General features: G+C 45.4%; 16 protein-coding genes and 6 pseudogenes. 12 read left to right on the forward strand and 10 right to left on the reverse strand.

Annotated features, from left to right (window positions below; all coding sequences use genetic code 11):
* Positions 1–51: 51 nt before the first annotated feature.
* A pseudogene (locus JCM11217_RS00490) lies at positions 52–1,364 on the reverse strand (heat-shock protein Hsp70).
* A 6-nt stretch (positions 1,365–1,370) separates the two neighbouring features.
* Complete coding sequence (locus JCM11217_RS00495; protein WP_054841726.1) at positions 1,371–1,706, reverse strand: hypothetical protein; 336 nt, start codon at positions 1,704–1,706, stop codon at positions 1,371–1,373.
* A 60-nt stretch (positions 1,707–1,766) separates the two neighbouring features.
* Between JCM11217_RS00495 and JCM11217_RS00500 the strand changes: the two genes are divergently transcribed.
* Both JCM11217_RS00500 and JCM11217_RS00505 read left to right on the forward strand, forming a co-directional pair.
* A complete protein-coding gene (locus tag JCM11217_RS00500) occupies positions 1,767–2,141 on the forward strand; it encodes a cyclophilin-like family protein (protein WP_243677864.1) in 375 nt (124 codons plus the stop codon).
* Between the two features lie 56 nt (positions 2,142–2,197).
* The gene (locus JCM11217_RS00505; RefSeq protein ID WP_054841727.1) at positions 2,198–2,488 is read left to right on the forward strand and encodes a DNA-binding protein Alba; all 291 of its coding nucleotides are present in this window, start codon (positions 2,198–2,200) and stop codon (positions 2,486–2,488) included.
* A gap of 60 nt (positions 2,489–2,548) precedes the next feature.
* On the opposite strand, the gene JCM11217_RS00510 is transcribed toward JCM11217_RS00505, so the two are convergent.
* Both JCM11217_RS00510 and JCM11217_RS00515 read right to left on the reverse strand, forming a co-directional pair.
* Positions 2,549–3,103 (reverse strand): ATP/GTP-binding protein, encoded by a 555-nt coding sequence (locus JCM11217_RS00510; protein WP_054841888.1) that lies wholly within the window; start codon positions 3,101–3,103, stop codon positions 2,549–2,551.
* A gap of 10 nt (positions 3,104–3,113) precedes the next feature.
* Positions 3,114–3,617 carry a hypothetical protein gene (locus JCM11217_RS00515; protein WP_054841728.1) on the reverse strand — a complete coding sequence of 168 codons (504 nt, stop codon included), beginning with the start codon at positions 3,615–3,617 and terminating at the stop codon, positions 3,114–3,116.
* Positions 3,618–3,755: 138 nt separating this feature from the next.
* Between JCM11217_RS00515 and JCM11217_RS00520 the strand changes: the two genes are divergently transcribed.
* A complete protein-coding gene (locus JCM11217_RS00520) occupies positions 3,756–4,106 on the forward strand; it encodes an arcadin 1 (protein ID WP_054841729.1) in 351 nt (116 codons plus the stop codon).
* A gap of 3 nt (positions 4,107–4,109) precedes the next feature.
* On the opposite strand, the gene JCM11217_RS00525 is transcribed toward JCM11217_RS00520, so the two are convergent.
* Both JCM11217_RS00525 and JCM11217_RS00530 read right to left on the reverse strand, forming a co-directional pair.
* On the reverse strand, positions 4,110–4,466 hold the full coding sequence (locus tag JCM11217_RS00525) for a DNA-directed RNA polymerase subunit K (protein WP_243677865.1): 357 nt from the start codon (positions 4,464–4,466) through the stop codon (positions 4,110–4,112).
* A 57-nt stretch (positions 4,467–4,523) separates the two neighbouring features.
* A pseudogene (locus JCM11217_RS00530) lies at positions 4,524–6,031 on the reverse strand (thermosome subunit).
* Between the two features lie 254 nt (positions 6,032–6,285).
* On the opposite strand from JCM11217_RS00530, the gene JCM11217_RS12175 reads away from it, so the two are divergent.
* Genes JCM11217_RS12175 through JCM11217_RS00540 form a run of 3 tightly spaced genes read left to right on the forward strand, consistent with a single transcriptional unit; the run spans position 6,286 to position 7,336 of the window.
* On the forward strand, positions 6,286–6,399 hold the full coding sequence (locus JCM11217_RS12175; RefSeq protein WP_243677866.1) for a S26 family signal peptidase: 114 nt from the start codon (positions 6,286–6,288) through the stop codon (positions 6,397–6,399).
* Between the two features lie 5 nt (positions 6,400–6,404).
* Complete coding sequence (locus JCM11217_RS00535) at positions 6,405–6,725, forward strand: signal peptidase I (RefSeq protein WP_243677867.1); 321 nt, start codon at positions 6,405–6,407, stop codon at positions 6,723–6,725.
* A gap of 50 nt (positions 6,726–6,775) precedes the next feature.
* Positions 6,776–7,336, forward strand: a complete 561-nt coding sequence (locus JCM11217_RS00540; protein ID WP_054841730.1) for a GNAT family N-acetyltransferase — start codon at positions 6,776–6,778, stop codon at positions 7,334–7,336.
* Between the two features lie 7 nt (positions 7,337–7,343).
* On the opposite strand, the pseudogene JCM11217_RS00545 reads toward JCM11217_RS00540, so the two are convergent.
* Both JCM11217_RS00545 and JCM11217_RS00550 read right to left on the reverse strand, forming a co-directional pair.
* Positions 7,344–8,605, reverse strand: a pseudogene (locus JCM11217_RS00545) (2,3-bisphosphoglycerate-independent phosphoglycerate mutase).
* Positions 8,606–8,653: 48 nt separating this feature from the next.
* Positions 8,654–8,986 carry a divalent-cation tolerance protein CutA gene (locus JCM11217_RS00550; RefSeq protein ID WP_054841890.1) on the reverse strand — a complete coding sequence of 111 codons (333 nt, stop codon included), beginning with the start codon at positions 8,984–8,986 and terminating at the stop codon, positions 8,654–8,656.
* A 121-nt stretch (positions 8,987–9,107) separates the two neighbouring features.
* Here JCM11217_RS00550 and JCM11217_RS00555 point away from each other — a divergent pair, with 121 nt between their 5' ends.
* The 4 genes and pseudogenes from JCM11217_RS00555 (at position 9,108) to JCM11217_RS00570 (ending at position 12,791) form a co-directional block, all read left to right on the forward strand.
* Positions 9,108–10,064 carry an aldo/keto reductase gene (locus tag JCM11217_RS00555; protein ID WP_054841731.1) on the forward strand — a complete coding sequence of 319 codons (957 nt, stop codon included), beginning with the start codon at positions 9,108–9,110 and terminating at the stop codon, positions 10,062–10,064.
* A gap of 59 nt (positions 10,065–10,123) precedes the next feature.
* The gene (gene thiE, locus JCM11217_RS00560) at positions 10,124–10,747 is read left to right on the forward strand and encodes a thiamine phosphate synthase (RefSeq protein WP_054841732.1); all 624 of its coding nucleotides are present in this window, start codon (positions 10,124–10,126) and stop codon (positions 10,745–10,747) included.
* 100 nt (positions 10,748–10,847) lie between these two features.
* Complete coding sequence (locus JCM11217_RS00565; RefSeq protein WP_243677868.1) at positions 10,848–11,504, forward strand: mechanosensitive ion channel; 657 nt, start codon at positions 10,848–10,850, stop codon at positions 11,502–11,504.
* Between the two features lie 59 nt (positions 11,505–11,563).
* Positions 11,564–12,791: pseudogene (locus JCM11217_RS00570) on the forward strand (redox-regulated ATPase YchF).
* A 9-nt stretch (positions 12,792–12,800) separates the two neighbouring features.
* Here JCM11217_RS00570 and JCM11217_RS12180 read toward each other — a convergent pair.
* Positions 12,801–13,271: a DALR anticodon-binding domain-containing protein gene (locus tag JCM11217_RS12180; RefSeq protein ID WP_243678022.1), complete on the reverse strand. Its 471-nt coding sequence runs from the start codon at positions 13,269–13,271 to the stop codon at positions 12,801–12,803.
* A pseudogene (locus JCM11217_RS00575) lies at positions 13,251–14,682 on the reverse strand (arginine--tRNA ligase); the annotation flags it as partial. The pseudogene JCM11217_RS00575 and the gene JCM11217_RS12180, both read right to left, overlap by 21 nt.
* Positions 14,683–14,839: 157 nt before the next feature.
* On the opposite strand from JCM11217_RS00575, the gene JCM11217_RS00580 reads away from it, so the two are divergent.
* Both JCM11217_RS00580 and JCM11217_RS12185 read left to right on the forward strand, forming a co-directional pair.
* Complete coding sequence (locus JCM11217_RS00580; RefSeq protein WP_054841733.1) at positions 14,840–15,112, forward strand: DNA-directed RNA polymerase subunit H; 273 nt, start codon at positions 14,840–14,842, stop codon at positions 15,110–15,112.
* A 158-nt stretch (positions 15,113–15,270) separates the two neighbouring features.
* Positions 15,271–18,671, forward strand: a pseudogene (locus JCM11217_RS12185) (DNA-directed RNA polymerase subunit B).
* Positions 18,672–18,704: the final 33 nt, after the last annotated feature.

Below are 18,704 nucleotides of genomic sequence, written 5' to 3' on the forward strand. Positions count from 1 at the left end.
AACTCACTTTTTAACCTAATTGAATCATAAGATTAGAATGAAAGGGGGGGTCTATTGATGAAGGTAATACCAACCCTCCTTAGTCCTCTCATTCCACTTCACGTTACTGGGCAGCGCATAGCCGTATATAATGGCCCCCCCTTCCAAACACTAAACTGTGGATCCTTAACAATGCTAATACTTAGCTTGCTTGCCAGGTCAGGCAACCTCTCAGAGACCATTAATCTAATCTTATCCACACTATTAACAGCCACATCCTCGAGACCAGGCGGCACAGACCAATTAAATGCACCACCACTAAGTATTATCGTGCTCATTATCTTATCCTGAATCTCCACAGGAACCTTCCTAATACTCGTTATTAACGCCTCCGCAATATCCATCTCGCCATAAAACACCATATCACCAACCGTGGCATCCTCAATCACGAGCCTACCCTGCTGAATGTAGCTGGTGAATATGTCATGCCTTGGGTTAAAAACAACCTCACCAATTAGGAACCTCATCCACGCGGTATCCCTCAACTCAACCTCAACCAGTGGGTTAACCCTAACCTTAACTGCAAACCTATCTGGGTCCTCCCTAGCCTTTTTAATCGCTTCATCAAGATTCTTGGGCACCAAGCCCACAGCCCTCTTCACGACCTCAACCACATACTCATCCTTGGCGAGGTCACCATAGCCCGAGTCCTTAAGGACCTCCCTAGTAACTGTATTGGCCTCGGCACCACCCCCCCTATTGAGCGCCACAATTCCCTCCCTAATGTCCGTAGCTTATTGGCACGAGTTGTATATTGCCATGCCCAGCCTCAATCACGGTGCATGTTACGGCCTTCTCAGCAATTGCAACGGCGAATGGCTGGTCTATTATGGTCACTGCCTGAAGCAATTTACCGCCAAACTCCTCATCAACCTCCTTATGAACCTCAATCATCCTATCCCTCATGTAGTCAGGCGCCAAAGCCGATAAGGCAACCACTAGGAAGAACCCCTTAAAGTCAGGCCTTCTAGTGAAGTCTGAAAAGAATTGTGAGAACCGTACCTAGCGAGCTCCTTAATTATCTTCCAGGAATCCTCATCCTCCTTCCTAATAACGCCATCCTTAAGTGGGTATCGCAGATTCCTAATGGCATCCCTAATCGAGCTTAAGTACTTAGGTATGTCGTCGCCAACCACGACACCTCTCTCAAGAACTTCCCTGGGAACGAGCAACTTAATACTCTCAGGTAAATCTCTTAGGAATAACCCACGGCTCTGTATCATGTATGGCTTATCCCTCAGGGTTATCGGACCATACTTAAAATACCCAGTGCCAAAGTCCTCCGCATACACGTAGTTAAGCTTATACTTACTCTCATCAATCATGCCGAATCACCAGATCGCCTTAATCGTAATGAACTCATTATTAAACATTATTACGTACGTATCATCAAAAGACTTAACCCTAGGTTTCAGGTAATCCCTTAACTTATCGGGTAATGAGTTAATGGTCTCGTTAATGCAATTAAGCACTTGATCGAGAACTCCCTTCAAGTGCTCATTCGTGGTCTCCACATAGTACATAGCCTGATACTTAACTCCATTGTCTATGGCTATGAACTTAAGGTTAAGACTACTTAATATGCATGTTATGAACTTACGCCCCCCCTCCCTAACCACATCATCCTCACTCTTTATCTCGCCAACCTTACATTCTTGACAGCTCACATGATTTTATTAGCAATAAGGTTTATAAGGAGATTGCGCCTCTTGTGGCGAGATTATAAGGTGCATAGTATTATGGAGAGTGAGTTAATCCTTGAGGTTAAGGATCTTGGAAACATCGTAGTTAGGTTAGAGCCAGCCCTATCCCCCCCACTGACGTATGCCAGGTTAGGTAAATCATTACCAATTAGATCAAATGCAATTAAGTACAGCCAAGTCATACTAATACCCCTGGATTTGGGCCTCGTCAGTGAGGGCAAGAGGACTAGCCTAAAGCCATATGAAGTTGGCTACTGGGTTAAGAAGAGAAGCTTAGTAATTGCACTGGGTAATGTTGATCTTGGTGAGCAGGTAAACGTACTTGGTTACGTGGTTAATGGTGCCGAGCTTCTTAGTAAATTGAATGGTGGTTACTCCATAAAACTCTCGATTAGGTAACTAGGATTAAGCTTTTAAAGGGTTGGGGGGGAGGTACCGAATACGGCGAAAGAGGTATGAGCACGCCACAGCAGGAGACCACAATACTAGTTGGTAAAAAACCAACCACAAGCTACGTAATAGCGACGGTAATGAGCTTCAACGCAGGAGCCAAGAAGGTAATACTAAAGGCTAGGGGGGGCGGTGCAATAGCTAGGGCGGTCTCAACAGCAGTAATGATAAGGGATAGGTTCCTACCAAACCAGGTAAGGATAAGCGACATAAAGCTACTAACCGACAAAGTAACTGGCCAGGGAGGAAAGGAGAGGTCTGTGGCCGCTATTGAGATAGTGCTTGAGAGGGTATAAGCAAATAGCACATAAGCTGCTTCAAAAATTAAGTAAAATAATTACAATATCAATTATTTATTACCGTAACCTAGACATCTCAATAAGATAACTCCTAATTTCCTCAAGTAAGGTAACGAGAACGAATAATGCGCTCCTCCTGTTAGTGGCTATTAATGGCATGACCTTAACCTCATAGGGAACCTTCAAAATACTCTTAATGGTTGGTATGTCCACTGCGGTGGGTACGTCCTGCTTATTCGCAGCAACAACGTGGGGTGTTGATGGGAAGTTCTCCCTAAAGAAGTTATACATGCCCAAGGCCTCCTTAACCCTCTCCTCACTTGAACTATCAACTATGAATAAATAACCATGCATGCCCCTGGCAATTATCTTCCACATGAAGCTAAATCTTTCCTGGCCAGGTATGCCGAATAGATGCACGACAAGATCCTCTCTAACCTTCATTCTGCCATAATCAAAGGCCACTGTCGTACTTTTCTTACCATCAATGGAACTCTTCATTATAGGTACATCAGTCTCAATGGGTAATACCTCACTTAACGTTTTAACGAAGGTTGTTTTTCCAGCACCATATGGTCCAGCTATCACAATCTTTATGGTCTTTATCGGCATCGTCCTCACCCTACATGACGGCCTTACTCTTTATGAAATTGATCACATCCTCAATGTCCTTAGGCGTTATCTCAACATTAATAACCTCTATAACCTCCTCCTCACTAACGCTGAGTAGCTTTCTCAATAAGTCATACAGTCTATCGGTATACTTCTCGAGTATTATCCTTATCAAGCCTATTGATGCCTCAGAATTAATTATAACCATAATATAGCCTGCATCCCTAATATTCATTAATTGAATAATTCCATCAACACCCTGCATTAATATGTAATTAACATCGCCAATGGGTAATGTAGATACCAACCCCCCCTTCAATGATGATATAAACCTCGGGGGGGCAGCGAAAAATGTATTTCCCGCATTGATTAGGATTGTGTTTGTGACGTATGTAATTACCGTGCCTTCCCGATCCATTATATAAACAGCCCTTATCTGATCTGGACTTTCCGAAATAATCTCCTCAGCCGATGAACGAACCTCATTTATGATTCTTTGAATATCACTATTCACAGTCCTTTCTATTTATTATAATTTTTAAATCTTTCGATTTCTCTTATACAGATAAGGGTGATCGGTATTTCAACTCCGTTAGCATTCACACCTAAGTGCATAATAAGTTTTTTAAATGCATGATGTGGATTAATACGGATGATAACAATAAAGGGATACGTGGTAAGTAAGACGTTGGTTAATGATCCTACGGGCGGTAGAATGATAGCAATACAGATTGTTGAGGAGAGGGAGACACCAGGCCCCCCCGTCATTACTGGCACTGATGAGACGTCACAGATGATGAGGGATGTAATGCCCCCCCTTGTGCAGCAGTTGCTTAGGTCGATGCCCATGGTTGGTCCATTAATGAGCGGTAAGGTTCCAATACCCAGACTCCTGATTTGGCTTAATGAGGATGAGGCCGAGGCATTAGGCCCTAAGTTAGATGTTGGTGATGCTGTGGAGATTAGGATAGATAATGGGAAGTTGGAGTTGATCAAGGTTTAATGGTCATATTTTAACATCAAATTCCTTACTTAAATTAAGTAGATCCTTAAGCCTAATCCTTACATGCTTCCCATTTGGCAATGTCCTAACTATAATGAATGGGAGCAATCCCCCCCTACGAACCTCCTCCATTGCTATGTCTATTGGGTCATACGTACCTAATTCCTGCGGATTAATGAGTGGCTGAGCACCCATTGCCAATTGCTTTGCCCTAGCCGCCACTATCCTGGCAAGTTCATACTTAGTTATCCTGGGTGGATAAGTCAATTTACCCTTAACCAAATCATTAATGGTATTTAGAATACCGGCTAGCGCGTCCTCCTTAAGGATTGAATTTGAGGCTTGATTTGATGATGACATTGGAGAATACGGAAATAAAATCGTTTAAAAATCTAACTATATGAACGCCAAAATTTATTATTCAGACTTTGATTCGCTCTCCTCGCCACCGCCCTCAGTCTTTGACTTACCGGTGCCGCCTGTCTTTGTTTGGGCTGCAGCCACGATATCGTCAATCCTAAGTATCATTATCGCAGCCTCAGCTGCGCTCCTAATCACGTGGGTCTTAACAAGTAGTGGATCAACGACGTTTATCTTAGTCATATTCGCAACCTTGCCGCTCAGCACGTCAACGCCTGCATCAACCTCACCAGCATCATGTCTCCTCCTTAGCTCAGCAATTGCGTCGACCGGGTCTAGACCAGCGGTTAGGGCTAGTATGGTTGGTATGTGCTCAAGGGCCTCAGCGAACTTAAGCACTGCAAGCTGTTCCTTGCCAGGTAACTTCCTACCCCCAGTCCCTGAGCTTTCTCGCTATCTCCATCTCAAAGGCTCCACCGCCAGGCACAATCTTAGGCTCCCTGTATAGGTCCCTAATTACATGGAGCGCGTCCTGCATTGACCTCTCAGCTTCATCAAGTATCCTATCCGCCGCGCCCCCTGAGCAGTATGGTGACTGCCCTTGGGTTGGGGGGGCACTGCTCAACAAAAACCATCTTCTCCTCACCAACCTTCCTCTCCTCAACGAGTCCAGCAGTACCAAGGTCCTCGGGTCTCATGTCCTTAATGCTCGTGACTATCTTAGCCCCCCCAGTGGCCTTGGCGAGCTTCTCAATGTCGCTCCTCTTAACCCTCCTAACGGCCATAATGCCCTTCTTAGCCAGGTAGTGCTGGGCAACCTCATCAATGCCCTTCTGCGTTATAACAACGTTTGCACCAACCTCAGCAAGCTTATCAACGTAGGACTTCAGTATGTTTGACTCCTCCTCGAGGAATGCCTTTATCTGCTGTGGTGATGAGACTGATATCTTCGTGGTCCACTCGGGCTTCTCAATCTCCAGCGGTGCGTCTAGGACTGCGATCTTGGCGTTAACAACCCTCTTGGGCATTCCTGGATGCACCACCTCCTTATCAAGTACGATACCCTGTATCAACTGAGTCTCAAAGAGTGACTGTCCCTTCTTCTTCTCGATCTTAATCCAGTCCAGGTCAAGGTTATACTTGTCGCCCACTTTCTCGACGGCTATGGCTGAGGCGTCAACAGCTATCTTGGCGAGGTAATCCCTCGCCTCAGCGACGATCTTACTACTTAGTGAGTTCATTGCGACAAGCGCCAGTTGATTCTTATCCTCAACATTTATTGGCTGGGCGATCTCATTAGCGACTTGTATTGCGTAGTCCATGGCCTTCTTGTAACCGTCAATAATTATTGTTGGGTGAATGCCCTCATCCAGTAGCTCCTCAGCAAGCTCCAGCAACCTACCGGCGAGCACAACGGCTGTTGTTGTTCCATCACCGACCTCAGCGTCCTGAGCCTTGGCAACCTCAATGAGTAACTTAGCGGCTGGATGCTGAACCTCCATCTCCTTGAGTATTGCAGCTCCATCGCCGGTAATCGTTACATCGCCGAAGGCGTCAATGAGCATCTTATCCATTCCCCCCCTAGGTCCCAGGCTTGTTGATAGTATTTCTGCAATCACCTTAGCAGCCATTATGTTGCTCCTCCTGGCATCAGCGCCAGTTGTTCTTTGTGAACCCTCCTTAAGGACCATTACTGGTACTCCTCCCCCCCTTTGCTGTGTACCGCTGCTCATCGGCGACTCCGTAAAGCACTTCTATAAAAACCTTTCTTCAAATGATGTGAGTAAAAAATAAGTACTACAGTGATCTTGCCGATCTAATGAACGTGATACACGTATTAGCCATGCTTATAATAACGTCATTATTCGTAATACCGTGGGCAGTCGTTAGCTCATACTCCATGGAACCAACGCTTGAAGTGGGGGGGATTTAGTCGTAATGATACCGCCAAGTCAACCCTGCAGTTCATTACTGAATCACGTAGCAATATACTACTCACCCGAATTTAATGATTACATAGTACATAGGGTGATCGCCATTAACAATGTGCAGGGATGCACGTACGTCTTTAAGGGTGATGCAAATCCAGTGCCTGACCCGTACCCAGTACCTTATGGCAATGTTGTTGGTGTCGTTATTTTCGTAATACCCCCCCAACTGGGCCTCCTAAGTCTTTCCTATAGAACATTCACTGCGGCCTTATACATACTGGGTCTCATTATCCTGGTAATTATTCCAGCATACATACTTGATAAGTAATTACTCCTTATGAGGAAAAATGTATTAAGTCTCATGAGTCAGGTCTTTAGATGAGTGAGGAGGTTCGGGACATAACGACTAAGTTAAGCGGTCGTGAGTATATAAGGGGTAAGGACGGTAGGGTATTTGTGCTTAGAGAGTTTGAGATAACGGACTTAAATACTGTGGTAATGATAAATAGGAGGGTACTGCCTGAGAACTATCCTGAGTTTTTCTTCGTGGAACACTATAGAAGCTTCCCCAAGGCCTTCATAGTGGCTGAGCTTAATGGCAATGTGGTTGGTTATATGATGAATAGGGTTGAGTTTGGCTGGAGCTACATCTGGAGAGGTAAACCAACCAGGAAGGGTCATGTAATATCCATTGGCGTACTACCTGAGGCCAGGAGGTTGGGCATTGCGTATAACATGATGATTAGGGGGGGTATGAGAGCTATGAAGCACTTCTACGGCGCTGAGGAGGTTTACCTTGAGGTTAGGGTTTCCAACACGCCCGCTATTAACCTTTACAAGAAACTGAATTATAAAATAGTTGACTTAATAAAGGGTTACTACCATGACGGGGGGGAGGATGCATATATAATGGCCAGGTCACTTGAGGATTTTGAATAATGAGGTCTTACTCACCAAACTTCTCAAGAGTACCCAGGTAATTAGCTATAATATTCATCACATCAATACCCCCCCTAATCCTACTCCAAAAGCCCTTAGCGCAAGCCCTCTCACTGAATTGGGCAACATCATCCTTCATAACGTCAGGCCCCCACGCCATGAATGGTACTGGGTCACCCGTGTGATCCTTAACCGTTATTGGTGTTGCATGGTCACAGGTTATGAATATGTAAGTATCGCTGGGTGCCTCCTCAAGGAACCTCCTAATGCCAGCATCAACTCTCTCAATAATCATTGCCTTACCCCGGGCATCGCCATCATGTGACATTGAGTCTGTGGGCTTTACATGGACGAACACAAAATCATAGTTATTTAAGGCCCTAGCCGCTGCCTGGAATGCTGCCGTGAAATCATCATCCTTAGAGCCTATGTAGTTATCAACACTAATAACGTCCATACCCAATGCCCTACCAATACCCCCCCTAATTAACGCGACCCCCCCAGCATTATCGCTGGCTTAATCCTATACTTAGTACTCAATGGTTCGAAGTTCCTCAGAGAGCCAGCACCCCCCCTGAGGAGGACCATGTTTATTGGGCCCTTACCTTCCCTTCTCCTCCTCTCATTGAATTCTGCCTTGCTTAGTTTTTCATAAACGAGTTTTGTGAATTCATTGATGTAATCAGCCGTGGTCCTGGCGTCATCGCTCAAAGCCCTAGCCTCTAAAACCTTAACGCCGGTGGCGTGTGGATCGGTATCGCTGACATGTGGCGATACATTGCCTCTAAGGACTAGGGTACCCCTATGCTCACAGTCTGCTTATAAACAGCCTCAAATGCCATACTTACTCCTTAATATGGGCAACACCTCGTTATTAATTATATTCTCTATTTCCCTAACCTCATCGGGATTTATGTACCTGCCACCCCTCCTATCAATGACCACTAAGTCATTATTGACGGTGGCTACGTTCGTCCTAAAGGCAACATCCCCGGGATTAAGTGTTAATCCTGCGCCCAATGCCTCAAACGGTCCCCCCCTGCCAGGGTAATATTTATACGGGTCGTAGCCAAAGATTGCTAGGTGAGCCGTGTCACTACCTGGCCTAATGCCTGGCGATATTACGTCCATAAGACCACAGGACCCCCCCTCAGCAACTAACCTATCAATTGTGGGTTTAACGGCAAATTCCAACGGAGTCTTTCCACCAAGCTCCTTAACTGGTCGGTCAGCACAGCCGTCTAAAATAACCAGTAATGCCCTAGGCATAGGACTAAAGCAATACTGAGGCGTTAAAAGTATTTGCCTTAAGTGGAGTTAACTTCGGTTCAGCGTTTCATCAATCCACCTTAAGTACTCATCAAAGCCACCAATTATTGGCAATGCAATGATCTCAGGGACCTTATATGGATGCTTCTCCCTGATTGATCTTATCAATTCACTAAGTTTATCTCTCCTCGATTTGATGATGAGTAATGCCTCATTATCCTCCTCAACCCTCCCCCCCTCCCAATAATAAATACTCCTTAACCCATTAACTATGTTTATGCAAGCAGCTAACTTATTGTTAATAAGAGACCTAGCTATTTCAACACCAACGTCGCTGTTAGGCACAGTAACGAGGACTACTATGTAATTATCTTCAATCATAACCCCCCCACCCACACCTAAGAATTTGGGTACTAAAAAGTGTTATTCCTGCTACGAGTTAAGTCAACGAGTGATGAACATCATAATAATGCTTAAATGTGAGGTTTAACGCCCCCTCTTGATGGAGTACATAAACCTTGGCAAGACCGAGCTGAAAATTTCAAGGATAGGCCTTGGTGCATGGCAATTTGGTGGTGATGCATGGGGGGGTCCTTATGAATATGGTGTTGCTAAGGAGGTTATAGCCAAGGCGATTGAGCTCGGTATAAACTTCATAGATACTGCAGCTGTCTATGGGCGTGGACGTAGTGAGGAGTTTGTGGGTAGGGCAATTAAGGAGTTGGGGGGGATTAGGGACCATGTTGTTATTGCCACCAAGATACCTGGTGATTGGCATAGGTATGATGATGTCCTCAAGGCAGCAAGGCGTAGTAGGGAGAGGCTTGGTGTGGATGTTATTGATCTCCTTCAACTTCATTGGCCGGCCTGTTGGCATAATGTACCAATTTGCGAGACTATGAGGGCGATGGAGAGGTTGGTTGATGACGGCGTAATTAGGTACATTGGCGTTAGTAATTATCCACTTCAGCTCCTTGAGGCTGCCCGTTCGTGCCTTAAGAAAAATGATATAGTTAGTTCCCAGAATAGGTATAACCTAATTGAGAGGGATGTTGAGAAGGAGTTATTGCCGTATTTACAACGTGAGGGAATCACGCTCATTGCATGGAGTCCACTGGCAAAGGGTGCGGTCACCGGTAAGTATAGCCCAGAGAATAGGCCCAGGGGGGGTGACTTGAGGGAGAATGAGCCGGTGTTTTATCCCGACAACCTTAAAGAGATAAGTACGAAGTTAACACCAGTGATTAAGGAGTTGGCGAGTAAGTACGGCAAGACGCCAGCCCAAATAGCGCTTAATTGGCTCATAATGCATGGTAACGTCGTACCAATACCAGGAGCTAAGAACGCGGCGCAAGTCGTAGAAAATGCCGGTGCGGCCGGTTGGAGATTAAGCGAGGAGGACTTTAGAAGACTTGATGAGGTTAGTAGGTCCTTGGTCATAACGTATGTTACTTGGTAATTAGCTAAAACGGTTAATGAATTTAATTTTATTAGTACTTAAAATGGGTATATCAATGTATGAAACTCCCCAGGGGGGGAATCTACGGAATAACGGATACCAGCTACACCATAAAAAATCACGTGGAGGCAGCCAGGGCATTCCTTGAGGGTGGAGTTAGAATTGTTCAGTATAGGCGTAAGGAGGGTAGCATTAGGGTCATGCTTGAGGAGGCCAGGGCTATTAGGAGACTTTGTAATGAGTATGGGGCCGTATTTATCGTTGACGATAGAGTTGACATAGCCGTATTAAGTGACGCAGACGGAGTTCACGTAGGGCTTGATGACGCACCTGTGGATGAGATTAGGCGGAGGTTTGGCGGTTTAATAATTGGTGCGAGTGCGAGTACGGTTGATGAGGCATTACAAGGCGAGAGAGCGGGTGCCAACTACATAGGCGCTGGCTCTGTATTCCCAAGTCCCACAAGGCCTGATTATAGAATAACTGGTCTGGATGGGTTAAGGAACATCGTTAAGTCGGTCAATATACCGGTTTATGCCATAGGTGGTATAACGCTTGAGAGTATACCAGCAATTAAGGCAACAGGTGCCTGGGGGGGTGCCGCAGTTATCTCGGGAATACTCGCCGCCAAGGATCCTGTTAAAATGGCTAAGGCATTCGTTGAAGCTTGGGAGAATGCCTAAGTTCTTTCTATACAGGTAATTCTATGCTTAATACATGAAAATTTACACTGGAAATAATTTAGGTAATGCTTATTAATACTTGATATTTAGCAAATAAAACGTGGCAACTACTACACCTGAAATGAGTAAGAAGGAGATTGCTAGGCATTACGCCAATGCCATAGTTAAGCTCGTGATATACATAGTGGTATACGTTATAGTGGCAGCAATAATTCACTGGATAATAGTATCATTATTACCGATGTTCCACGTGAATATTAAACCATATGAGGGCTATGTAAATGTACTACTCGCACTGGCCTTTGGCTACTTAATTGTGTCGGCCTTTGCAGACGTTATTTACTGGTCAATGAGGTTTAGGTACGATCACCCAACTGCCCGAGCAATGAGAAACGTATTTCTACTAATTGGTATTGGCGCGTTAGTTGCGGGTATCGCAGGCGCTATTGGAGGTGGAATTGCTGGTGTGGCTGTTGGTGGCTTCCTCGGTATTGTAATTGGCTTCGCCGTGCAGCAGGTTCTTGGGCAGGCAGTGGCTGGCCTATTCCTACTATTGGCTAGGCCATTTAGGATACGTGATCATGTGAATCTACTTGGTGAGGATGGTATTGTGAATGACGTAGCCATACTATTTACTGAGGTTCTTAAAAGCGATGGTAGTAAGGTGCTAATTCCGAATAATGCGATAATTGGCAATAAGATATACTTATTGCCCAAGCAACAACCCCCCCAGACTCAGCAGCAACAACAGAAGTAATTACGATTAATTACAATTTAAAATTAAATTTTAATATATGGTTATATTTCATTATTCCCGTGCCATTACAGAGCCATGTTCAGATTGGTATTGTTGGTAAGCCTAATGTTGGTAAGTCCACGTTCTTCGCTGCAGCGACTATGATTGACGTTAAGATTGCGCCATACCCATTCACCACCATTGAGCCTAATGTGGGTATTGGTTATGTTAGGATACCCTGCGTATGCAGGGACTTAGGTGTTAAGGATAATCCTAGGAATTCGATATGTATTGAGGGTAATAGGTTCATACCAGTGGAGTTAATTGATGTTGCTGGCTTGGTCCCTGGAGCCTGGCAGGGTAGGGGCTTGGGTAATCAATTCCTTGATCACTTGAGGAGGGCCCCCCCGGTGCTCATTCACGTGGTTGACATGGCTGGTGCTACGGATGAGGAGGGTAGGCTTGTTAAGCCTGGTTCTCATGATCCATTGGTTGATATTGAATTCCTTAGTAATGAGGTCACCATGTGGATGGTTCAGATGCTCAGTAAGGATTGGGATAAGCTGGTTAGGCTTGTGGATTACGCAAAGAAGCCGATACTGGATGTATTATATGATAGGTTCAGTGGGCTTGGTATAACCCAGGCTCAGATAAGCGATGCCTTAACTAAGCTGAGCCTCGATAAGAAGCCACTCAGTAAGTGGGGGGGCGATGATGATATTAAGGGCTTCGTATCAATGCTCAGGGAGTTAAGTAAGCCCATGGTCATCGCAGCAAATAAGATGGACATCCCCCCGAAGCCGAGGATAATTATAAGAGGGTCGTTAAGGAGGTTGGTAGTAAGTATAGGGTTATTCCCGTAAGTGCTGATTACGAACTTGCACTTAGAAGAGCTGCTAAGGCAAATTTAATTAAGTACATACCTGGTGATGACGACTTCGAGATCACCTCAAACAACTTAACGAAGGCCCAGAGGGACGCCCTGGAGAGGATCAGGGACTTCATGCATAGGTGGGGGGCGGTACCGGAGTCATTAAGGCATTAAATACTGCTGTGTTTGATGTCCTAGGCATGATCGCGGTTTACCCAGTGGCTGATGAGAGAAGGTTTACCGATACAGAGGGTAATGTGCTACCGGATGTCTTATTACTACCTAAGGATGCCACTGTATTAGACTTAGCCAGGGAAATCCATAGTGAGATTGCCGAGAAGGCCGTCACGGGCGTTGATGCCATTACCGGTAGAAGGCTTGGTGTTAATTCAAAGCTTTGGCATAGGGCTGTCGTGAAGATTTACATATCAAAGTAATGTAATCCTTCACATCCTCCTTAATCTAGGTATTCCAAGTATGTCCATGGCATTACCAAGCACTACTCTCACGGCATTCACAAGGTTTATCCTAAACTCCCTAATTCCAGGCTCGGCATTTAGCACGGGGTACTTCTCATAATAACTATTGAACACTAGGGATAGCCTATTCACGTACTCAATAATATTCTCAAGCCTTAACTCCTGGGCGGCCCTAGCGATTACCTCGGGATACTCACCGAGCAATAGTATTAATTCCCTCTCCTCATTGGCGATGCTGTCAGGTATTTGCGTAAGTTTAGGAATCTCCCCCCCAGCCTTTTCGAGTATTCCATTTGTTCTAACGTATGTGTACTGAACAAAGGGACCGCTATTCTGTCTTAAGTTCAGCACTTTATCCCACGAGAATGTTAATGGCTTATTCGGGCTTACTGAGAGGAATGAGTATCTAATCGCGCCAACAGCCACGGCCTCTGCCACCTTACCTGCCTCGTCAGGTGAGAACCTGCCTTTCACTATCTCCATAACCCTATCCCTAGCCTCATTTAATAATTCATCAAGTGATACGTAAACCCCCCCCTTTCTACCACTCATCTTCATTCCAGCCAGGTTAACCATTTCATAGGAGTAATGAATGAGCTTCCTAGCCAGGTCCTGATACCCCCCCATTGCATATAGCGCCAGCCTAAGTTGAGCCTGGGGGATGAGCCTGCTCAGAGCCAATAACCCTTATCAACTTATCGAACTTAAAGTTATCCCAGAACCAGAGGGCGTAGGCAATGTCTCTCGTTAGGTATAAACTCGTTCCATCACTCCTAAGAAGTGTGGCCTTTGGTATGTACCTGGGCAGCTTGAGTTCATCCCAAAGCCCAAGGTCCTGGGCATACTTATCGGATCTAAACACTAACGCTCCATTATCCCTCTCAACATATTGCGGAGCCTTCCTAAGTAATTCATTAATCACCCTGGACACGCCACCATTATCAACGGCAACCTCGCTCTCAAAATCCCATGAATCAAAGCTTATGCCAAGCCTATCAAGGGTTATCCTAAAGCCCTTGAGCACGATATCCACGGCTTCCCTAATGACCTTCCTAACGAATTCATCACCCTCCTCATAAGCCCTAGACCACTGCTTAACCATTAATGGAAGATCCTCGAACTTACCCAACCCCTTAAGTAAGGCCTCGGTTAATTCCTTGTCCCTTTCCATGAAGTTATTGATTACGGAGACCCACTCATCCCTCTCATTAATTAGCTTATTAGCATCCTCATACTTGCCCTCATTCTTAAGTTGCTCAATTTGCTTGCTCAATCTCTTAATCTCGCTTACCGCATATGTTACTGAGTAAATAATGCCCATCACATCATCAGGTTTCCAACCACCATTAATCCTACTTAATACCAGGTCCTTAGCCACGTAATAACCAATACCAACGTATGGCATTTGATCTCCGCAATCATTAACGTAGAAATGAACCTTAACAGAGGCACCGCAGAACCTTAATAGCCTAGCCAGTGAATCACCAAGTACGGCATTTCTACCATGGCCTATATGCATGGGTTTAGCAGGGTTTGCGCTAGTATGTTCTATTATGTAACTGCCCGTTGGGCACTTATTACTAAGCCCATACTTATCGCCTAAATTAGTAATTGATGATAATACCATACCGGCATAGCTCTTTATATTAATATCAATATTCAAATAGCCATTAACTAATGTGGCCTTATTTATTAATTTTAATTGATGTATTATTTTACTATTTATTATCTCATCGATATTTCCATGCTCCCTTATAATGCCGTGCATTGGAATTGCTAAGTAACCGTACTGCGGTGGCGCCCTTATTACCTCACTAACGTACTTGGTCACGTCAGTTCCAATTTCCATACTTAAAAGTTCAAGGAGTCTCTGAATGTCCTTAATTACCTCATCATATGGATTACTCATTCAAGAATTGCTTTAACTCCTAGATTATTAAATGTTTTAATGCTGTTGATTATGTATCGGTGTAAGGCTTATATAGCCTTATGATGAGTGTAGTGCCGTGAGTTCAGGAAGTAGGAGGAGGAAGACTGAGGAGCGCTTTAGGAGAATTCTTGAGCATGAGTATATGCCTAAGGCCGAGATCGTACCTAAGGAGGAGGTTAAGGAAATACTTAGGCAATTGAATGCTAAGGTTTTTCAGCTCCCATGGATTAGGGCGAGTGACCCATTGGCTAGGGCTATAGGCGCCAAGCCTGGCAATGTAATTAGGATAATTAGGAAGTCAGACACGGCCGGAGAGTTCGTCACGTACAGATTCGTGGTTCCAGGCTAATATACAAAGCAATTTAAATAGGCCCTTTATAAGAGGGTAAGAACCATGATTATTCAATCTATGGACGGGTATCCTGGAAAAAAGAGTTTAAATATTGATTTTGCATGGGGGGGTGATTAATCATGCCAATGGATAATCCTGACATTGAGCATGGCAAGATGCTGGACTCAGTGTCAATACCAATCCTAAGGTCTAAGAGGGCATACACGGCATTTCCATCATCAGACGACAGGTGGGAGCTGGTAAGGGCATTCATTAGGGAGGGCGGCCTTGTTAGGCATCAGATTGACTCATTCAATGACTTCGTTGAGAAGAAGCTGCAGGAGATAGTTAATGAGAATAACATAATTGAGACGGAGGTTAAGGGCCTCTACATAAAGCTTGAGAGGATCGAGGTTGGGAAGCCAAGGGTTAGGGAGCAGACGCCAGTGAGCACATTCTATACCCAATGGAGGCCAGGCTCAGGAATCTGACCTACGCGGCGCCGCTTTACCTAACAATGGTGCTTTACGTAAATGATGAGGAGGTTGATAGGCAGAAGGTCTACATAGGCGACTTACCAATAATGGTCAGGTCCAAGTTCTGTAACTTATACGGACTAAAGCGGCAGGAATTAATTAGTAAGCTTGAGGATCCGGACGACCCAGGCGGTTACTTCATAATTAATGGTAGTGAAAGGGTCATCGTGTCCCAGGAGGATCTAGCCCCGAATAAGCCATTTTACGATAAGGGCGACAAGGCCAGCATTACTCACGTGGCTAAGGTAATATCGATTGGCGCTGGGTATAAGACCACGGTCACTGTTGAGAGGCATAAGGATGGAATTATATACGTGACATTCCCAGCAATAGCCACTAGGATACCATTCCCAATAGTGATGAGGGCGCTTGGCCTAGAGACGGATGAGGACATAGTGCTTGCGGTGAGTGATGATCCTGACATACAGAATGAGTTATTGCCATCACTACAGTTCTCCGTGCAGATAGCTAGCACTGTTGATGATGCATTGGACTTTATAGGTAGTAAGGTGGCTATTGGCCAACCCAGAGAGGTTAGGATTGAGAGGGCTAAGCAGGTGCTTGATAAGTACTTCCTACCTCACCTAGGCACTACCGAGGATGCCAGGATAAAGAAGGCCTTAATGGTTGGGCAGATGGTTAAGGGCGTTATTGAGATGTACCTTGGGCGTAGGCAGCCGGATGATAAGGACCACATAGCTAACAAGAGGGTTAGGCTCGTTGGTGACCTAATGGCTCAATTATTCAGGGCTGTGTTTAGGCAGGTGCTTCAGGACATTAGGCAGCAATTGGAGAGGCATTACTCGAGGGGGGGTAAGATACCGAGTCTTGTCACGTTGGTTAGGGCCGACATAATAACTGAGAGGATTAGGCATGCCTTGGCCACAGGTAATTGGATAGGTGGTAGGACGGGGGGGGTATCGCAGATGCTTGATAGGACCAACATTATGTCGACATTAAGCCACTTAAGGAGGGTCGTGTCAAACCTAAGCAGGACACAACCTCATTTCGAGGCCAGGGACCTACACCCAACCCAGTGGGGTAGGCTTTGTGCAATTGAGACTCCAGAGGGTCAGAATTGCGGCTTGGTGAAGAACCTGGCATTACTTGCTACGATTACAGTCGGCGTCGATGAAAATGAGGTAGAGAAGATGCTCTATGACCTGGGTGTTGTGCCGATATTAAAGGCTAGGAAGGAAGGCGTTAAGGTACCGAGGTTTACTTAAATGGTAGATTAATAGGAATACATACCGACCCAGACAAGCTAGTAAGTACCATTAGGGAGATGAGGAGGAGGGGCCAAATTAATCACGAAATTAATGTTGCTAGGATAAGGAATGGCTACCTTGATGAGGTCAGGGTTAACTGTGACGGCGGTAGGCTTAGGAGACCGCTAATTATTATTGAGAACGGAAAGCCAAAGCTAAGGCCGGAGCATATTGAGAAGTTGAGGAAAGGCGAGTGGACTTGGAATGACTTAATTAGCAATGGCATAATTGAGTATCTTGATGGCGATGAGGAGGAGAATGCACTGGTGGCTATTAACCCTGAGGAGGACATGAGCAGGTACACGCACATGGAGGTCATACCATCAGTCATGATCGGTGCCGTGGCCTCAATAATACCATACGCAGAGCATAACCAATCACCTAGGAACATATATGAGGCCGCAATGGCAAAGCAAAGCCTTGGATTCCCAGCAGCCAACTATAGGTTTAGGATGGACAGTAGAGGCCACCTACTTATTTATCCTGAGAGGCCGTTGGTAATAACGAGAGGAATAGAACTTAACGGCTACCTTGAGAGACCCGCTGGACAGAACGCGGTGGTTGCATTATTAACATACACAGGTTATAACATGGAAGACGCGGTCATCCTAAATAAATCAGCCATTGAGAGGGGGGGTATGTATAGGAGTGTATTCTTTAGGACGTACGAGACAGAGCAAATGAGGTATCCTGGCGGTGAGGAGGATAGGATAGAGATACCATCGGCTGAGGTTAGGGGCTATAAAGGACCTGAGGCCTATGCGCACCTGGACGAGGATGGTATTGTATCCCCTGAGGTATTTGTATCGGGTGGTGAGGTATTGATAGGTAAGACGTCACCACCAAGGTTCTATGGAGTATATACAGAAACAGTGGTGTCCAGCGCCAGGAGGGATTCATCAATAACCGTTAGGCGTGGTGAGAAGGGCATTGTTGATAGTGTGGTGGTTACGGAGACTAATGAGGGTTATAAACTCGTTAAGGTTAAGGTCAGGGAGTTGAGAGTGCCAGAGCTTGGTGATAAGTTCGCCAGTAGGCATGGCAGAAGGGCGTCATGGGGGGGATGATGATACCAATGCAAGACATGCCATTCACGGAGGACGGAATAACGCCAGACATAATTGTTAATCCGCATGCATTACCGAGTAGAATGACTGTTGGTCAATTACTCGAGTCCATGGCAGGTAAAGTCGCAGCGTTGAGGGGCGTGATGATTGACGCAACACCATTTGAGGGCGTAACCGAGGAGGAGCTCAGGGACTTACTCATTAAGTCTGGTTTTAGGTGGGATGGTAAGGAAGTGATGTATAGTGGGTTAACTGGTAGGAAGCTTGAGGCTGACATATTCATTGGCATTGTTTATTACCAGAAGCTTCATCATATGGTTGCTGATAAGATCCATGCTAGGGCGAGGGGGGGTCCAGTGCAAATATTGACCAGGCAACCAACGGAGGGTAGGTCTAGGGAGGGTGGTCTCAGGCTTGGTGAGATGGAGAGGGACGTGTTGATAGCTCATGGCGCAGCAGCCTACTTAGGGAGAGGCTTGTTGAGTCTAGTGATAAGTACGTTATGTATGTCTGTGAGGATTGCGGAATGATTGCTTGGTACGACTCCAATAAGGGTAAGCCTGTCTGTCCAATACATGGTGATAAGGGCAGGATAGTTAGGGTTACTGTGCCATATGCATTTAAGTTGTTGCTTCAGGAGTTAATGAGCCTTGGCATTTATCCAAGGATTGAGGTGGGTGATCTAATTGAGGAGAGGAGGGCCTGATAAGGTTTATTTAATGGTTGGTCAGGGAGGTGG

Source organism: Vulcanisaeta distributa JCM 11217, from assembly GCF_001316005.1.
Lineage (GTDB): Archaea > Thermoproteota > Thermoprotei > Thermoproteales > Thermocladiaceae > Vulcanisaeta > Vulcanisaeta distributa_B.

What these genes read in the sequence shown, in the direction of transcription:
- JCM11217_RS00505 (WP_054841727.1), top strand. Translation starts at nt 2,198, where the DNA reads ATGAGCACGCCACAGCAGGAGACCACAATACTAGTTGGTAAAAAACCA.
- JCM11217_RS00525 (WP_243677865.1), bottom strand. Translation starts at nt 4,466, where the DNA reads ATGTCATCATCAAATCAAGCCTCAAATTCAATCCTTAAGGAGGACGCG.
- JCM11217_RS00540 (WP_054841730.1), top strand. Translation starts at nt 6,776, where the DNA reads ATGAGTGAGGAGGTTCGGGACATAACGACTAAGTTAAGCGGTCGTGAG.
- JCM11217_RS00555 (WP_054841731.1), top strand. Translation starts at nt 9,108, where the DNA reads ATGGAGTACATAAACCTTGGCAAGACCGAGCTGAAAATTTCAAGGATA.
- JCM11217_RS00520 (WP_054841729.1), top strand. Translation starts at nt 3,756, where the DNA reads ATGATAACAATAAAGGGATACGTGGTAAGTAAGACGTTGGTTAATGAT.
- JCM11217_RS12175 (WP_243677866.1), top strand. Translation starts at nt 6,286, where the DNA reads ATGAACGTGATACACGTATTAGCCATGCTTATAATAACGTCATTATTC.
- JCM11217_RS00550 (WP_054841890.1), bottom strand. Translation starts at nt 8,986, where the DNA reads ATGATTGAAGATAATTACATAGTAGTCCTCGTTACTGTGCCTAACAGC.
- JCM11217_RS00535 (WP_243677867.1), top strand. Translation starts at nt 6,405, where the DNA reads ATGATACCGCCAAGTCAACCCTGCAGTTCATTACTGAATCACGTAGCA.
- thiE (WP_054841732.1), top strand. Translation starts at nt 10,124, where the DNA reads ATGAAACTCCCCAGGGGGGGAATCTACGGAATAACGGATACCAGCTAC.
- JCM11217_RS00510 (WP_054841888.1), bottom strand. Translation starts at nt 3,103, where the DNA reads ATGCCGATAAAGACCATAAAGATTGTGATAGCTGGACCATATGGTGCT.